Annotated in this window: 13 protein-coding genes; 4 read left to right on the forward strand and 9 right to left on the reverse strand. The window is 47.0% G+C overall.

The window, feature by feature from the left end; genetic code table 11:
* Positions 1-215: 215 nt before the first annotated feature.
* Positions 216-4,298, forward strand: a complete 4,083-nt coding sequence (locus tag C233_RS0109625; RefSeq protein WP_018667391.1) for a hybrid sensor histidine kinase/response regulator transcription factor — start codon at positions 216-218, stop codon at positions 4,296-4,298.
* A gap of 214 nt (positions 4,299-4,512) precedes the next feature.
* Here the strand turns inward: C233_RS0109625 and C233_RS0109630 are convergent, their stop codons facing one another.
* The 9 genes from C233_RS0109630 to C233_RS0109670 all read right to left on the reverse strand — a co-directional run bounded on the left by C233_RS0109630 (position 4,513) and on the right by C233_RS0109670 (position 13,036).
* Positions 4,513-5,727: a hypothetical protein gene (locus C233_RS0109630; protein ID WP_018667392.1), complete on the reverse strand. Its 1,215-nt coding sequence runs from the start codon at positions 5,725-5,727 to the stop codon at positions 4,513-4,515.
* Positions 5,728-5,739: 12 nt separating this feature from the next.
* Positions 5,740-6,384 carry an ATP-binding cassette domain-containing protein gene (locus C233_RS0109635; RefSeq protein WP_018667393.1) on the reverse strand — a complete coding sequence of 215 codons (645 nt, stop codon included), beginning with the start codon at positions 6,382-6,384 and terminating at the stop codon, positions 5,740-5,742.
* A gap of 47 nt (positions 6,385-6,431) precedes the next feature.
* Positions 6,432-7,532 (reverse strand): DUF4836 family protein, encoded by a 1,101-nt coding sequence (locus tag C233_RS0109640; protein WP_018667394.1) that lies wholly within the window; start codon positions 7,530-7,532, stop codon positions 6,432-6,434.
* Positions 7,533-7,538: 6 nt separating this feature from the next.
* Positions 7,539-8,237 (reverse strand): 16S rRNA (uracil(1498)-N(3))-methyltransferase, encoded by a 699-nt coding sequence (locus C233_RS0109645; protein WP_018667395.1) that lies wholly within the window; start codon positions 8,235-8,237, stop codon positions 7,539-7,541.
* Positions 8,238-8,243: 6 nt separating this feature from the next.
* Positions 8,244-8,822, reverse strand: coding sequence for a bifunctional nuclease family protein (locus C233_RS0109650; protein ID WP_018667396.1), 579 nt, complete (start codon positions 8,820-8,822; stop codon positions 8,244-8,246).
* A gap of 18 nt (positions 8,823-8,840) precedes the next feature.
* A complete protein-coding gene (locus C233_RS0109655; protein ID WP_018667397.1) occupies positions 8,841-10,091 on the reverse strand; it encodes a nucleoside permease in 1,251 nt (416 codons plus the stop codon).
* A 415-nt stretch (positions 10,092-10,506) separates the two neighbouring features.
* Positions 10,507-11,688 (reverse strand): class I SAM-dependent rRNA methyltransferase, encoded by a 1,182-nt coding sequence (locus tag C233_RS0109660; RefSeq protein ID WP_018667398.1) that lies wholly within the window; start codon positions 11,686-11,688, stop codon positions 10,507-10,509.
* A 123-nt stretch (positions 11,689-11,811) separates the two neighbouring features.
* Complete coding sequence (locus tag C233_RS0109665; protein ID WP_018667399.1) at positions 11,812-12,471, reverse strand: 3'-5' exonuclease; 660 nt, start codon at positions 12,469-12,471, stop codon at positions 11,812-11,814.
* A 10-nt stretch (positions 12,472-12,481) separates the two neighbouring features.
* Positions 12,482-13,036, reverse strand: a complete 555-nt coding sequence (locus C233_RS0109670) for a DUF5063 domain-containing protein (protein ID WP_026314817.1) — start codon at positions 13,034-13,036, stop codon at positions 12,482-12,484.
* Positions 13,037-13,146: 110 nt separating this feature from the next.
* On the opposite strand from C233_RS0109670, the gene C233_RS0109675 reads away from it, so the two are divergent.
* The 3 genes from C233_RS0109675 to trxB are packed head-to-tail and all read left to right on the forward strand — an operon-like array spanning position 13,147 to position 17,276.
* On the forward strand, positions 13,147-15,654 hold the full coding sequence (locus C233_RS0109675) for an FtsK/SpoIIIE family DNA translocase (RefSeq protein WP_018667401.1): 2,508 nt from the start codon (positions 13,147-13,149) through the stop codon (positions 15,652-15,654).
* A gap of 20 nt (positions 15,655-15,674) precedes the next feature.
* Complete coding sequence (gene lolA1 / locus C233_RS0109680; protein WP_025068723.1) at positions 15,675-16,313, forward strand: outer membrane lipoprotein periplasmic chaperone LolA1; 639 nt, start codon at positions 15,675-15,677, stop codon at positions 16,311-16,313.
* 27 nt (positions 16,314-16,340) lie between these two features.
* Positions 16,341-17,276: a thioredoxin-disulfide reductase gene (gene trxB, locus C233_RS0109685; RefSeq protein ID WP_025068724.1), complete on the forward strand. Its 936-nt coding sequence runs from the start codon at positions 16,341-16,343 to the stop codon at positions 17,274-17,276.
* Positions 17,277-17,603: the final 327 nt, after the last annotated feature.

The following is a 17,603-nucleotide window of genomic DNA, read 5'->3' on the forward strand; positions in this document are numbered from 1 at the left end:
TTTGCAGCCATGTTACATTTTTTATGATATATGTTACATTGATAGTGGAAAATTATAAAAGAGAGTTTGGGTTGCGATAAAAATAATTAAAATTAATTCATTTTTGCCTTGTTGTGCAAGTAAGTTTTTTTATCACAAAAGTTGCATAAGTGTCGGATAAACCTGCTTTTTGCTTATCTTTGCGAGGCTTTTGTATCTAATAATAAAGAAACACAATGAAAAGATATGTTTGGAAGATACTTGTAGTATGCTTGTGTTGCATTGCCCAGCCTATTGGCGCACAAACAGGAAAAGTATATACTACGGATATGGGCTTGTCCAGTAGCTTGATTAATCAGATATTTCAGGATAAGCAGGGTTTTATTTGGATGGCAACCGAATATGGATTAAATAAATTCGATGGTTCGCGATTCACCAATTACAGGCATGTTTCAGGCGATTCGGCTTCTATAAAGAATAACTATGTACGCACCTTATTTGAAGATAGCCGTCAAAACTTACTGATAGGATGTATCGATGGTTTGATGAAATACGACCGTGAAACAGATACCTTTTTAGAAATCCCGATGTTTCGTGCCGGTAAACGGGTGTTTCCGCATATCACACAGATAAAGGAATTGCATAACGGGGAAATCTGGATGACAACTACCGGGCAGGGAATGTTCCGCTTGGACGAACAACAAAAACAGGCAGTATCCGTAGATGAACTCTTGCGACAGTCTAATTACAATTTCCAATCTTGTTTTTATGAAGATTCTTATTATAATATCTGGATAGGAACCTATGGAAACGGATTGATTTGCTATATGCCTGCCACGAAAGAGGTGCGCGTATTCAAATACCCCATTCTGAACGATAATAATGTAGCTACTATAATAGAAGACAAGGAAGGAAATCTTTTTGTGGGGACTTCAAAACAAGGGTTGTCGCGTTACAATAGGGAGAAAAACAGCTTTACTCCTGTCCCTTATACAGGGAGCGGCGCTTTGTCTGTTTATTGTATGTCGCTGGTAGACGGCCGGTTGTTGGTAGGTACCGACGGGCAGGGGATGAAGAAATATAATCCGACAAAAAAGCTGTTAGAGGATTATACTATAAACTCTGCTCCAATGGATTTTTCGGAGGGTAAAATCCATACGATATTGGAAGATAAGGATAAAAATCTGTGGTTAGGCTTGTTTCAGAAAGGAGTAGTTCTGATACCGAGACAGAATAATCCCTTCGAATACTATGGCAATAGGTCTATCTATTATAATCCTATCGGGCAGGGGTGTGTCATGTCCATTTTTCAGGATAGTAATTGCCACTTATGGGTTGGAACAGATAATGAGGGAATATACGAGCTGGATGCAAAGGGAAAAAGATTGAGACATTATCAACCCGGAAACTCAGCTCATTCCGTAGCCAATACGGTAATGTGCATCTATGAAGATTCGGATAAGAATCTGTGGCTCGGTTCTTACACACGGGGCATAGCAAAATTGAACCGGAGAACCGGAGAGTGCGAGTATTCTTTATCTATCGACAATGAAAAGATATTCTCTATTACCGAGGATAAGCAGAAGAACCTGTATATAGGAACATTAGGCTCCGGTTTCTATCAGTATAATTTGAAGACCGGAAGTCTGAAACATTATGAGTCCTCTAAGGACGAAACCGGCGATTTGAAAAGAAACGAACTTGCCAATGACTGGGTAAACTATATTTTCTGTGATAGCGAAGGATTAATCTGGTTGGGACATTATAAGGGAATAAGTTGTTTTAATCCGTCGACAGGGAACTTTATCAACTATAAAAAAGTCAATACCCTGATTACCGGCTGTGTGGGTTATGTCGTTCAGGAAGATTCTTCGGGTAATATCTGGGCTGGTACTACGGACGGGCTGTACCGTTTTGATAAGGAAACGGAAAAACTGGAAAAGTTTACAATGGCAGACGGATTGCCCAACAATGTAATTTGCGGACTTAGCGAAGATTCACGGCATGACATCTGGATTAGCACATATATGGGAATCAGTAAGTACGATGTGAAGAATGGCCGTTTTATCAATTATTATTCTGGAGACGGGTTGCAAGGTAATGAATTTACGCACGGCGCTTTCTACAAAGACCGGGGCGGAAAGATATATTTCGGCGGTATCAACGGTATCACTTCCTTCTCTCCGGAAAATATCGGGAATGTCTCTAAAGAAACATCCGTATGGGTTACTGATTTTTATATATTCAACCGTCCGGTACATAAAAACAGTCTTTCGGGTGGTAAGCCTGTAATCACCACTTCAGTACAAGATGCCAAAATATTCCGGCTGTCGTACCAGGACAATACATTCAGTGTCGTCTTTTCTACTTTGCAGTACAATAATCCCGAACAAATATCTTATCAATACAAGATAAACGAGCTGAGTACGCAATGGCTCAGTACCGAACCGGGAGTAAACCGTGTGACGTACAATAATTTGCCGCCGGGCAGATATACATTCCAAGTACGTGCGCTTAACTATGGCGACTATTCCGAAATACGTACAATAAAGATTCTGATAACTCCTCCCTGGTATCAGACATGGTGGGCATACTGTATTTATGTCACTTTAATCGGGCTGTTGGTGGCGGGTGTCGTCAATTATATCCTGTCGCGTATGCGGCATCGCCGTGAAATTATGAAACGGGAACATGCCGAACAACTGAACGAGGCGAAGCTACAGTTCTTTATCAACATCTCCCATGAGATACGTACGCCGATGACGCTTATCATCAACCCGTTGGAAAAGCTGCTGGCGGATAAGAAGGACAGCGAACTGCATAAAACGTATTTGATGATTTATCGTAATGCACAACGTATTCTGCGCCTCATTAACCAGTTAATGGATATACGTAAGCTGGATAAAGGGCAGATGTTCCTGAAATTTCGTGAGACGGATATGGTAGGCTTCATAGACGATTTGATGCAGACATTCGAATATATGGCACGTAAGAAGAAAATCCGCTTTATCTTTGAGCATGAAATGCCTCAGTTAAAAGTGTGGATAGACTTGAATAACTTCGATAAAGTGCTGATGAATATCCTGTCCAATGCCTTTAAATATACCCCGGAGGAAGGCGAAATACAAGTGAGCCTGACAACCGGCCAGGACACGACGCGTAAGGATGCCTTGCGGGATTATTTTGAAATTGTAGTAACGGATAGTGGCATCGGCATCGACCGGAACAAGATAGAACGTATATTCGAACGTTTCTACCAGATAGACAACGATGTGACAAAGTCCAATTTCGGTACGGGTATCGGGTTACATCTGTCCCGTTCGCTGGTACAACTGCATCATGGAGTTATTTTTGCCGAGAATAGGGAAGGGGTTTCGGGCAGCCGTTTTATTATACGTATACCGTTGGGGTCGGCGCATTTGCGGACAGATGAGCTGGAAACGGTAGATGCCGAAGGGGTGATGTTCCGTACCGTCGAGAAGCCGGTTTCCGTAAATCTGGAAGAAGAACTGGCAGACGAGGCTGACGAACTTAAAGTCGGTAAGGCAAAGACCCGTCTGCGTGTATTGGTTGTGGAAGATGAAGATGAAATCCGTACTTATCTGAAGTCCGAGCTGTCGGATGACTACAAAGTGGAAACCTGCAATGACGGCAAGGAAGCGTATGATTTGATTTTGCGGGATGCGCCGGATTTGGTTATCTCGGACATTATGATGCCCGAAATGGACGGGCTTACCTTATGCCGCAAGGTAAAGCAGAACACCAATGTGAACCATATTCCCGTAATATTACTTACAGCCAAGTCCAAGCCGGAAGACACTTTGGAAGGAATGGATACCGGTGCGGATGCCTATATGGTGAAACCCTTCAATACGGAATTGCTGAAAAAGACTATTGCCAACCTGATAGCCAACCGCAGGCTATTGCGTAATAAATTCAGCGGTGCGCAGCAACAAGAGGATAAAATGGAAAAAATAACCATGAAATCCAGTGATGAGATATTAATGGGTAAGATTATGAAAGTGGTGAACGAACACCTGGACGACCCTGCATTGAATGTCGAGATGCTTGCTTCCGAAGTAGGGCTGAGCCGGGTACACGTACATCGTAAGTTGAAGGAACTAACCAATCTTTCCACCCGCGATTTCATTAAGAATATCCGTTTACAGCAGGCTGCCGCCTTGTTGACGCAAGACCAGAAACTGACGATTTCGGAAATTGCTTATGCTACCGGATACACTAACCTGTCTCATTTCTCCAGTTCGTTCCGTGAGAAATATGGAATGTCGCCGAAAGAGTATATGAGTCAGCATCGGTAATGTCGCTTTTTAACGGAAAGGGTGCTAAAAATCCGTTGGCTGTTGAGTATGAGAGGCATGTTGCGTCTTGCCATGTACTGGATTTCTCATGCCACTGATATATATAGAAAGAAGGAAGGAAGGAAGAGAGTTTCGACTATACTGGTGGGGTCGAAACTCTCTTCCTACAATGTGTTTTTGAGAAAACTTCTTTTCTATTTCTTGTTTTTATATATTATGCGTATACTTTGTCCCCTTTCCAGATACTCGTAACCTTCCTGTGTATCATCATGATATTCAGCAGCGATACCATAAGGAACAGCATGCCGCCTATTATCCAGCATGGGAGCATCGAGCCGGTTTCTAATTGCGGGAAAAGGTTCCCGATGATTTCCGTATAATAACTGCGCAGCCATACTACCCCGCCAACGGCCAGTATTAAGACCAGCAGGTTGAGGCAGGCGGTCAGAATGGTATAGGGAAGTGCCACTCGGTTCGGGCTGTATCCTATCAGAAGCAGGTTTTCCAGTTTCGCAGTATTCTTTTGCAGCAACAGGAAAATACTCAGCATCAGGATGTAGAAAGATAAAATGCTGATGAACAGTCCTACTCCCATGACGATGCCGGTGATGAGACGTAGGAAATAGGTCGTTTTTCCGGCATCCAGGCTGTCGCCTTCGGTTTCGTAATGCTTCTGCTGGAAATAGTCGGTAATGGCAGTATCGGTAGGATTTTTCACTTCGACGATGAGGCGGGAAGGCCGGGCTTTCTTGCCGGGAGCGAAACTACTGTTTGCCCAATCCATAAACGTTTGGGGAACAAGGATTGTATTCAGGCGGTTGGAGAAACCTGCAATCTTGCCTTTAAAGCGTTCTGTACGCCCGTTGCCACGCAGTGTGATATCCATTTGTATCAGGCTTATGAGCCCTTCGGAAAGTTTCGGCAGGCTGCGGCTTTGTGCGAAGCCGAAATTGTAAAGGTTCAGGTAGTTACGTGGAATGATAATGGGAATAACCTGGTTCTCTTGGTCGAAATGCCATTTATCCAGGCTTACATCCACGTATTCATCGGGTACGGATTCGAAAAACATTTCGGTGGAGAGATGTATTCCGGCCTCCTGCATTCCTAATCCCGCAGATACTTTGAATAAAGAAGGAGTAAAGACCCCCACGTTCCGGGTGAAAGGCTGCTCTTTCATTTCTTCGATATCCTTTGGAGAGAATGTATTGCTCTTTCCGGTAAAGCTGCCGAGTGTACTGATTCTCTTGGTAGCGATGACGTAATTCTTCTTCATGAAACTGTCTCCCTGTGTGAAAATGGGGAGTACGTCCCGGTAGAATTGTACGCTCAGCAATAAAATCATCATGCCGAAGAGGTTGGCAAGGAAAAAACCGGCCAACTGGCCTATGCTGATGTGCCGACGGAGAAGTTTCCAAACAAGTCTGTTCATCTTATTATTCGATTATAGCTCATAACTCAAGTCGTATTCCAGTTCCAGATGCTTTCCGATAGACGTAACTATGATTCCAGCTCCCCGGCTGTCTGCCTCTTGTACAAGCAGCCGGCTCATGATTGCGTTGTTTTCATCATCCAGGTGGCTTACAGGCTCGTCCAGGAAGATAAAATCGAATGGTTGGCAAAGGCTGCGGATAAAAGCGACACGCTGCTGTTGCCCGAAAGAAAGTTTCCCGGCTCTCTCGTTGATTTTATCGGCGATGCCGACCGCTTCGAAAAGGGCGAGAATTTCTTTTTTCTTTTTATAATTGGTCAGGCGGTTCTTTAGCAATACATTCTCGAGAGCAGTCAGTTCGGGAAAGACACGGAGTTCCTGAAAAAGAATGCTGAGCGAATGCTTCCTTATATCTACCCATTCACCGACCGAGAACGAGCGGATGTTCCGTTCGTCGAAACTGATGATACCCTGATAATCGCGGCGATATCCGTAGATATAGCTGCACAGGGAAGATTTTCCCGTACCGGAGGCGGCTTCTATTAAATAACGCTTTCCTTTGCTGAATACGATATCCTGATGCCATATTTGCGAGGTAACGGTATCACGGCCGGCAAAGACCTGGGGCAAAGTCTGTTGTAAATGAATACGGTTCATTAATTTTAATTACAGATGATAAATTATTAATCGCTGGCTTCTTTCTGTCAGAGCCCTGCGAACAATTTGGCAAAGTTGATAAGCTGTTTCAGTGCATTTTCGTTCTTTTCGTTCAAAACCACTGTAAAGTTTGTACGGTTCTTGTCTCCCCGCAGGTTCAGTTCCTCTATTTTCATAATCAGTCGGTAGAGAAGGTCGATTTCCGGTTCGTCCGGTGCATATTCCATAAGGACGCGAAGATTGCTCAAAGTAAGCAATTCGTCGCTGGTCAGTGAAATATTGAATGCCTTCCCATGCATCATACTCATCATGGCCTGTTGCAGCTCCCGCGAGTTCTGGGGGTGGAAAGGCTGGTTGCTTTCACCGGTATCCCCTTTGAAGCCGGCATTTTGCAGGGTGGCATAGATACGCCCGTTTTCGAATAGGATATAACCCAGCAACTGCGTGCCGTGCGGCCAGTTCAACACGCCGCGTACATCCATAGGAAGCGCATCGGGAGTTGCCAGCAGGCGGATGTCTCCCTTCTGCTGCATCATCGGGGTAAAGTACGGGTTTGTATGGATACTCTTGTCGGCAGGCTGCTGCATGAGAGCGGTGATAGCAGGCTGCAATTTCTGTAATTGTTCTGAACTGCCGCCGTAAACTCCCAGCAGAGTGCCGTCATTGTATGCCAGCAATACCCCTGCATCTTTAATCTCGGTGCTCCGGTAGCCGTTGTTCTTTATCGGCTCGGTGCACAGCCGCTCCTGGACGAGTATTCCGAGCATGGCTTCGAACTTCTGTATATCGGCAATTTTCAGGGCAGCCGCCGTGTTGTGCAGAGAGGGAGCCTCGAATACGTAAACCGGTGCATTCCATTCTATCCCACTTTCGGCAGGGTCTTTCAGGAGGGTTTCCACTTCCTTTCCCAAGCCGGCATTTCCACTTTCGAGAAGTAGTCCCGACAACTTTTGCAAGGTTGCCTTACTATCAGGGTCATTCAGCCCGGCTTTATTGATGATACTCTTAACATCGAGCGCTGCTACTTCTGTGGCGTTAGAGGGGATTACATGAGTGTATTCCGTCCTTTTTTCGGGTTTACTGCATGAGCTCAGGCACAGTATGAATAGTAAAACCGGTAGGAAATAAAGGGATATACTTCTTTTCATATCGTATTATTGGTTTTGTAAATTCAATATATGGCAGGCAACGAGTGCGGCAGTTTCGGTGCGTAGCCGGGAACGTCCGAGGCTGATAGGTTCGAAACCGTTCTCGACGGCTTTTTTAACTTCTTCTTCGCTGAAGTCGCCTTCCGGTCCGATAAGCACCAGGGCATCCTCCCCTTTACAGGCAATGTCTTTCAGTAAAGGCTTTTCTCCTTCATGGCAGTGTGCAATGAATTTGCGTCCCTTGAAAGGCAGGTTGATGAATGTACTGAAATCGGTCATTTCATTCAGCCGGGGCAGGCGTGCCTTGAGCGATTGTTTAATGGCGGATATCAGTATTTTGGCAATGCGTTCCGTTTTGATTACTTTACGTTCCGAGAAGCGGCAGTTCAGGAAAGTCAGTTCGTCGAAACCGATTTCTGTGGCTTTCTCTGCAAACCATTCCGTACGGTCTATATTCTTGGTGGGGGCCATTGCGATGTGCAGATGTCCGCTCCATAGAGGTTCTTGGGGGAGGATTTCCAGTATGTCGACGAGGCAGCGCTTATTCGTGGCGGCACTGATTGCCGCCCGGTAGAAGTTGCCTTTGCCGTCGGTCAGTGTAACTTCGTCACCGGCCTGTAACCTCAGTACACGGACTGCATGAGCCGCTTCCTCTCCGGGCAGTTCGGCCTGTGTCTGTATATCGGGAGTATAGAAAACATGCATGATTGTCTATTGTTCTTTGTGTTGGTTGATAATATCCCTCAGTTGGGCGGCACGTTCGTAATCTTCCTTGTCGATAGCATCCTGGAGGGCAGCCTTCAACTGTTCTAAGGTTTTCTTTTGTGCAACGGCGTCCTTGCCGGCATCTCTGTTCTCGCCGGTGGGAGTACCGTGTTCTGCCTTCAGGCATTCGGCCTCTAAAATATCGTCGTATATGAAGATAGGGGCATTCATGCGTAAGGCAAGAGCTACGGCGTCGCTGGTACGTGCGTCGATACGGAGAATCGTTTCTTCTGCCTTCATGTAAAGGTAGGAGTAGAAAACGCCGTTGTCCACCTTATAGATAAGCACACGTAATAACTCTGCCCCCAGTACTTTGAGGACGGAAGCGAACAGAGTGTGTGTGAGCGGACGGGGCGGAACGATACCTTTCATTTCAATCATCATGGATTGTGCTTCGGCGCTGCCGATAATGACCGGCAACTGCCTCGGGCCGTTTATTTCGCCCAGTACCATAGCATAGGCACCGGCTTGTGCCTGGCTGTTTGAAATATTCAATACTTGTAGTTCAATCTTCTTTTTATTCATTTTTATTTTACCACCTTGTTATTTCTTTTCTTCCGGTGTATGTTTGTAGTGGAATACCAATCCGAACACTATTCCTATGACCAGTGCATAAGCTGCGAATATGAGCCATACCGGTGTCCATTCGCGGCTTACCAGGCCACCGCCGGGAGCATATACCGAAAACGCGTCTACTACGGCGCCGCTGGCATAACCGCCAATGATTGCCCCCAGCCCGTTGGTCATCATAAAGAATAACCCTTGCGCGCTGGCGCGGATACTCGGATGAGCCTCCATTTCTGTAAACAGCGAGCCCGATACGTTGAAAAAATCGAAAGCCATGCCATATACAATCATAGAAAGGATAAGCATCCATAACCCACTGCCCGGATTGCCCAGGCCGAATAATCCGAAACGGAATACCCAGGCGAACATGCTGATAAGCATAACGCGCTTGATGCCGAAATGTTTCAGGAAGAAGGGGATAGCGAGAATGAATAGCGTTTCGCTCATCTGGGAGATAGAGAGCAGGATGACCGAGTGTTTCACTCCGAACGAGTCAGCATATTGGGGTATGGAAGCGAAGGAGCCTAAAAAGAGGTCGCCATAGGTATTGGTAATTTGCAGCGCCGCTCCCAATAACATGGAGAACAAGAAGAAAACAGCCATTTTCTTACGTTTGAAAAGCACTAAGGCATCGAGCCCGAATGCGGAAAGCATTGTTTTTCCCTCACTGCGGGCGGGAGGGCAGGCCGGCAGGGAAAAAGCGTAAAGCCCCAGTACGATAGCTGAAGTGGCGGCTATGTAGAGTTGTGCAGCCCCGGTTTTAAATCCGGTGAGGTCTACCGCCCACATAGCACAGATAAAACCAACGGTTCCCCATACACGTATAGGTGGAAAATCCTTTACCAAATCCAGTTTGTACTGTTCCAGTGCATTGTATGAAACGGTGTTCGCCAATGACAGGGTAGGCATATAAACAAGCATGTTGAGCAGCATTGCCCAATACATATGGTTGTATGTGGTGGCTGTGGATGCGTAAATCAGAGCACCGGCTCCGATTAGGTGGAGTATGCCGTAAAGGCGTTCGGCATTTATCCATTTATCGGCGATGATTCCCATAAGTCCGGGCATGATAAGCGAGGCAATTCCCATAGTTGCGAAGATTGCACCAATCTGGCCGCCTTCAAAATGTAACGTACTGCCCATATAACCGCCTAATGAGATAAGCCATGCTCCCCAAATGAAGAATTGAAGAAACTGCATGGCTGTAAGTCGGAATTTGATGCTCATAATATTAGCTGTTTTTTGATTATTGTCGAATCGTGTATTAAGTGCAAATGTACGACGCAACCGGCAGAAAAGCAAGAAGTGTATATAAAAAAAGAAGGCTATCTATCCCAGACAGCCAATCTTTATTAACCTTAAATCTAATACCATGAAAAACACAGTGCAAAGATAAGGGACTTTATGTTATATAACATAATGATTTGCCCATTTTCTTTTGTATATTAACATGTTTTAGTGTTTGATGCCGTTTGTCGGGGTCATTCCGAATGATAGGTTCGGCTTGAATGCAATACGGTATTATACCGATGTGAGCATGGTTGTTATCCCGTTCATATACCGAGAATATCCCAGTCATATACCGAGGGTATCTCAGTCGTATACTGAGGGTGTCTCAGTCGTATACAGAGATACCCCCTGTCTATTCCACGTATAAAACGAGTCCTTTCAGGTATTCGCCTTCGGGGTGGTAAATGCTTACGGGATGGTCGGCAGGCTGCGTTAATTGGTGCAGGATACGTACGCTACGCCCCGACATGGCGGCGGCTGTGAATACGGCCGTGCGGAAGTTCTCTTTGCTTACGGCTTGCGAGCAGGAGAATGTGAAAAGTATACCGCCCGGCTTGATTTTCTCGAAAGCCTTGACATTGAGTTTGCGATATCCCTGTAACGCGTTGCGCAATGCATCACGATGCTTGGCAAATGCCGGTGGGTCCAGGACGATAAGGTCGTATTGGTCGCCCATACGGTCGAGATACTTGAAGGCGTCTTCTGCGTAGGCTGCATGGCGGCTGTCGCCGGGGAAATTCAACCCGATGTTTTTGTTTGTCAGGTCGATAGCTTTGGCAGAACTGTCTACGGAGTGCACCAGTGCAGCGTTGCCGCGCATAGCATAAACGGAGAAACCCCCGGTGTAGCAGAACATATTCAGCACATTGCGTCCGTTGGCGTAGCGTTCCAGCAGCGAACGGTTTTCACGTTGGTCTACAAAAAAACCGGTTTTCTGCCCTTTCAGCCAGTCGATATGGAATTTTAAGCCGTATTCCATTGCTATATTGTCGGTACTTCCGCCTTTCAGGAAACCGTTTTCGGGATAAAGGTCGGCCTTGAAGGGGAGGGTTGTTTCGGATTTGTAGTAGATGTTGTCGATTTGGTCGCCCATAACTTCGGTCAGTGCGTCGGCTATCGCCATACGGTCGAGGTGCATGCCGGCAGAGTGTGCCTGCATGACTGCCGTGCGGGCATAAATGTCGATAACGAGTCCCGGTAAGTTGTCGCCTTCGCCGTGTACCAGGCGATAGGTGTTGTTGGCAGGGTTTCCGGCAATACCGATACGGCGCCGCAGGTCGTAGGCAATACTGAGCTTGCGTTTCCAGAAACCGGCGTCGATAGTTTCATCCTGGAGGAAACTGAGTACACGGACGGCAATGCTGCCGATTTGAAAATGCCCTTTGGCTATGAATTCTTTTCCGGATGTATAGATTTCAACGACTTCTCCTTCTTCGGGTTCTCCGTCGAAGTGTGCAATAGCACCGGAAAACACCCACGGGTGAAAACGTTTCAGTGATTCTTCTTTGCCGGACTTTAAGTATACTTTGTACATAATATATAAGGTGTTATAGCCGGGTATCCGTTTTTCTGGCATGGATTAGGCAGGCCGGTACGGCTTGGGCGCCATGACTGCACGAGGCTGCCGCAAAGCCTGCATAACCTGTGCCCGGAATGATTACGGCCGGTTCGTTAACTTATCGTTTTCAGTTATAACTTCTTCTTTTGTCGCTTCCGGTGCTATTTCAAAATCACCGGTACGCTTCAGCTCTTGCAATCGGTTGTATATGTTGAGGCAAGCCCATGCATCGGTGGCGGCATACTGTTGCTGGGACGGTGTCAGCACTTCGGCTTCCCAGTTGGACAAGCGTTGGCTTTTGGAAATCTTTTCTTTAAAGAGAATGGCGTATATCTTTTGCAGACTTTTGTCCTGGATGCCGAATGTACGCACGTATTCTTGCAGCTCGATGCAGGCGCGTTGCTCGAACGGAGCGCGCTTGTGCAGCATCATGAAGTCGTCGCGCAGGGAAAGCCCTACCTTGGTTATACCGGGATTTTCGAGCAGCATGATGACCGGAAGGGTCAGGCCGGTGAGGTTGAGGCGAAAAAGAAAACAGTGCTCCTCCGATGAAATCTGCAGCAGTGCCACCTTATGGGACTGCCCTTTGGTGAAGGACGGACGCGTTTCGCTGTCGATACCCAGTATGGAACAGCTTTTCAGGTAGGCCACGGCGCGCTCTGCCTCCTGGGGGGTCTGTACGACATGTATCTGTCCCGGGAAAACGGCCTTCGGCATGTCCTTTACTTCTTCTTTATCGATGCTTCTTCTGATAATCATAGTTTAAAGTTTATTCATCATCATCTTCTTCCTCGTCGTTTTCTTCTTCCGGCTGGTTGTATTTCACGTCGTGCAGGGCACGTAAGGTATTCACTAATTTCTGCCCCCAGTATAAAGCGAAATTTTCCTGACAGACGGCGAGTGAATCATTCATCGTTTCATTGAGCCCTAACTGGAATACGAAAATGAAGTCTCTGACATCCTGGTAGATGTCGGCCAAATCTTCGGAGATGTTTCTTTTGATAGGCTGGTCGCTGTATTTCATGTCCGGCACGAATACGTCCAGATAGTCGTCCTTTTCGGCGAGGATGCCTGCCAGGTTCATGCGGAGTATTTCGTATGTCTCTTCCGTAACGAATGTTTCGAGCGCTTCATCGCCTATCGTCTCGCATTGGGGCAGCATGGACGCTTTGAGATATAGTAGGGGGAGTATCTTTAAGGATGTATCGACGAAGACGGAACGTTTCATCGTTTCCGTCTGTTCCAGGAATTTGCAGAACTCGGCGGCTACGGTTACGAATTCCACGACATTACGGTCGAATATCACTTGACTTTCTTTTTTCATATCTTCTCGATTTGAAACGCAAAGGTACGAAAAAGGTTTGAAAGCGGTGCTGCATAAGCTTTTTTTTGTTACTTTTGCGTCATTGTACAGATATTAGCAGAATACGTTTTATGGCCAGAAAAAATATAACCAAAGATACAGAACCTTCCACTTCTTTTTTCAGGAAGATAGCCGCAGTCTTAAAGAATGAAACCGTCCATTTTGTCGTTGGCCTGGTACTGGTAATCTTTTCGGTTTACCTGCTGCTGGCATTTTCATCGTTCTTTTTTACAGGAGCGGCAGACCAGAGTATCATCGACTCCGGTAATGCGCAGGACTTGATTTCCACACATAACGGGGTAAAGAACTATGCCGGTTCGCGCGGAGCGCAGCTTGCCAGCTATCTGATAAACGACTGTTTTGGGATATCGTCTTTCTTTATCCTGGTGTTTCTGGCTGTGGCGGGATTAAAGCTGATGCGTGTCCGTGTGGTGCGACTGTGGAAGTGGTTTATCGGGTGTTCGCTGTTGCTGGTTTGGTTTTCGGTATTTTTCGGATTCGTATTTGTAGACCAGTATAAAGATTCCTTCCTCTATCTGGGCGGCATGCACGGATATAATGTCAGCAACTGGCTGGTGTCTCAGGTGGGAGTACCGGGTGTATGGATGATACTGCTGGTTACTGCGGTCTGTTTCCTCATCTACCTGAGTGCACGTACTGTTATCTGGCTGCGGAAGTTATTCAGTCTTAGTTTCCTGAAAAGCAGAGAGAAGAAAGAAAGCGTGCCCGGTGAGGCTCCGGAAGAGTTTACGGACTCCTGGACAGTGAAGGGCGAGGGTGCGCCTGCGGTTGCGGCTTCTGTTTCTGATACGGAAGGAGAGGATTTGTCCGGAAAGCCCGAAGAGGACGGCAAGGACAAGGAGACGGATGAGGATGCTCGTGAGATACTGCTTGATGTGGGGAATACCGTAAGGAGCGGGGTAACCCGGGATGAGGATGAAGTGCCCATGACCATTGAAACTCCGTTGCCTGACACCGCTTCTGCCGCCCCGGTACAGAGACAGAAAGAAGTGAACGAACCCACTTTCGAGGTGGAAACGGTGGAGGATGAAGAATACCGCGGCCCAGAGATAGAGCCGTATAACCCTTGCCTCGATTTGGAGAACTACCGTTATCCGACAATCGATTTGATGAAACACTACGATAATGCCGAGCCTACAATCGATATGGCGGAACAGAATGCCAATAAGGATAAGATTATCAATACGCTGCGCAGTTTCGGCATTGAAATAAGTACCATTAAGGCTACGGTGGGGCCTACGGTGACATTGTATGAGATTACTCCTGAACAGGGGGTACGTATTTCGAAAATACGCGGTTTGGAGGACGATATTGCGCTCAGCCTTTCCGCACTGGGCATCCGTATCATCGCTCCGATACCGGGTAAAGGGACAATAGGCATCGAAGTGCCTAACTCCAATCCGAAGATTGTTTCAGGCCAGAGCATCATCGGCAGTAAGAAGTTCCAGGAATCTACGTACGACTTGCCTATTGCACTGGGCAAGACCATTACCAATGAAGTGTTTATGGTGGATTTGTGCAAGATGCCGCATGTGCTTGTTGCCGGAGCCACCGGCCAGGGTAAGTCTGTGGGGCTGAATGCCATTATCACTTCCTTATTATATAAGAAACATCCGGCGGAATTGAAGTTCGTACTGGTAGACCCCAAGAAGGTGGAGTTCAGCATCTATTCGGTAATCGAACATCATTTCCTCGCCAAACTGCCCGACGGGGAAGATGCCATTATTACGGATGTAACCAAAGTCGTCCAGACTTTGAATTCTATCTGTATTGAAATGGATACCCGCTACGACCTGTTGAAGGCTGCGCATGTACGTAATATCAAGGAATACAACGAGAAATTTATCAATCGCCGCCTGAATCCGGAAAAGGGGCATAAGTTCATGCCGTATATTGTGGTGGTGATTGACGAGTTCGGCGACTTGATTATGACCGCCGGCAAAGATGTGGAGTTGCCCATTGCCCGTATCGCCCAATTGGCACGTGCCGTAGGTATACATATGATTATTGCCACACAGCGTCCTACAACGAATATCATCACGGGTACTATTAAGGCCAACTTCCCGGCACGTATCGCTTTTCGGGTGTCGGCTATGGTGGATTCCCGCACTATCCTCGACAGGCCGGGAGCCAACCAGTTGATTGGACGCGGCGATATGCTGTTCCTGCAGGGGGCCGACCCTGTGCGTGTGCAATGTGCGTTTATCGATACGCCGGAAGTTGCGGAGATTACGAAGTTCATAGCCCGCCAGCAGGGATATCCTACCGCATTCTACCTGCCCGAGTATGTGGATGAAAATACGAGCGGCGATTTGAACGATGTGGATATGGGGCGTCTCGACCCGTTGTTTGAGGATGCCGCCCGGCTGATTGTTTATCAGCAGCAGGGCTCCACTTCGCTTATTCAACGTAAGTTCGCTATCGGTTATAACCGTGCGGGGCGTATTATGGACCAGTTGGAGAAGGCCGGCATTGTAGGACCGGCACAAGGCAGTAAGGCGCGCGAGGTGTTCTGTGTGGATATAGCGGATTTGGAAACGTGCTTGAACAATTTGTAATAAATCAACGTTTGGATTACATGAAAATCAAAAGTCTTTTGTTTACTCTTTGGATGTGTTGCCTGGCATTGCCGGTGGCGGCACAGCAACCGGATGCCAGAAATATACTGGACCGTGCGGCGGATGTTTTCCGTAAGGAGGGGGGAGTGAAGGTTGTTTTCTCCGTTAGTGAGCCCGAGGGGAATTCGGAAGGAACTATCCGCTTGAAAGGCGATAAGTTCCTGCTGGAAACGGAGGGAGTGACGACGTGGTTCGACGGGCGTACGCAATGGAGTTATCTCGCTTCCGGCAATGAGGTCAATGTATCCGAACCTACTCCGGAGGAGTTGCAGGGTATCAATCCTTATGCATGGCTGGCTCTCTATAAGCGGGATTATAAGCTGGAGGTCGCCAAGACTGGCAACGCTTCGGACAACAACAATACGGCTTATAAGGTGGTTATGACGGCTATCAAGCGGAGCCAGGATATACAACGTGTCGTCTTGTATATAGAAAAGAGTTCTTTCCGGCCTTTGGAGCTTAGCATGGTTCGCAGGGGGAGTAAAGAGGCGGCGACAGTGTCCGTTAACTCCTGCCAAACGGGGAAGGATTATGCTGACAGCCTTTTTGTTTTCGACAAGAAAGCTTATCCTACGGCTGAAATCATCGACTTAAGATAATGAAACGAATTTGATAAAACAATGGATATGGAAACAGAAAAAGTAAAATGTTTGATTATAGGTTCCGGCCCTGCCGGATATACAGCGGCTATCTATGCTGCACGTGCCAATCTCTCTCCGGTTCTTTATGAGGGGTTGCAGCCCGGCGGGCAGTTGACTACCACAACCGATGTCGAAAACTTTCCCGGCTATCCGGAAGGTATCAGCGGTACGCAGATGATGGATGACTTGCGCAGGCAGGCCGAACGTTTCGGTACAGACCTGCGTTTCGGCGTGGCTACAGCCGCCGATTTGAGCAAGTCTCCGTATAAAATAACCATTGATGAAGAAAAGGTTATCGAGGCGCAGACCATTATTATCGCAACCGGAGCTGCCGCCAAATACTTGGGACTGGAAGACGAGAAGAAGTATGCAGGTATGGGTGTCAGCGCTTGCGCCACTTGCGACGGTTTTTTCTATCGCAAGAAGGTCGTAGCGGTAGTGGGCGGCGGCGATACTGCCTGCGAGGAGGCTTCTTATCTGGCGGGTTTGGCAAGCAAGGTATACCTGATTGTGCGTAAACCTTTCTTGCGTGCTTCTAAGATTATGCAGGAGCGAGTGATGAGCAACGAGAAGATTGAGGTTTTGTTTGAGCACAATGCAGTGGGGCTGTACGGAGATAATGGTGTGGAAGGCGTGCATCTGGTAAAGCGTATGGGTGAACCGGATGAGGAACGTTATGATTTGGCAATCGACGGTTTCTTCCTGGCTATCGGCCACAAGCCCAATTCCGATATTTTCAAGCCTTATGTGGATACGGACGAAACCGGTTATATCCTGACGGAACCCGGTACTCCCCGTACAAAAGTTCCCGGGGTATTTGCAGCGGGAGATGTTGCCGACCCTCATTATCGCCAGGCTATTACAGCTGCGGCTACGGGATGTATGGCGGCTATCGAGGCGGAAAGATACTTGTTGGGCTAAGGACAAGGATTAAAAAGATGAAGGCTGCGCAATGTTGTTCCCTATTCGGTGCAACTGCGCAGCCTTCATTTTTTAGGGACATTCAGTAAATAATATAAAATCAGCCAACTAATTCATACACAAAATATTGCGAATTAGCTGGCTTTTTTGTATCTTTAGGTATTCCCCCGCAAATAAGGTTTGAAGGCCAAAACGGGGGAAATTCCCCGACTAAGATATGGCTAAGATACAAAATATTTCCGAAATTCACCCAACTTTGGGCTTCACAGAATTTGATGTTCTGGAAAAATACCGCAAAAGTTTTAATGAGAGTGAGCTTGGCAGGCT

Origin of the sequence: Bacteroides gallinarum DSM 18171 = JCM 13658, from assembly GCF_000374365.1 — a bacterium.
GTDB classification, from domain to species: domain Bacteria; phylum Bacteroidota; class Bacteroidia; order Bacteroidales; family Bacteroidaceae; genus Bacteroides; species Bacteroides gallinarum.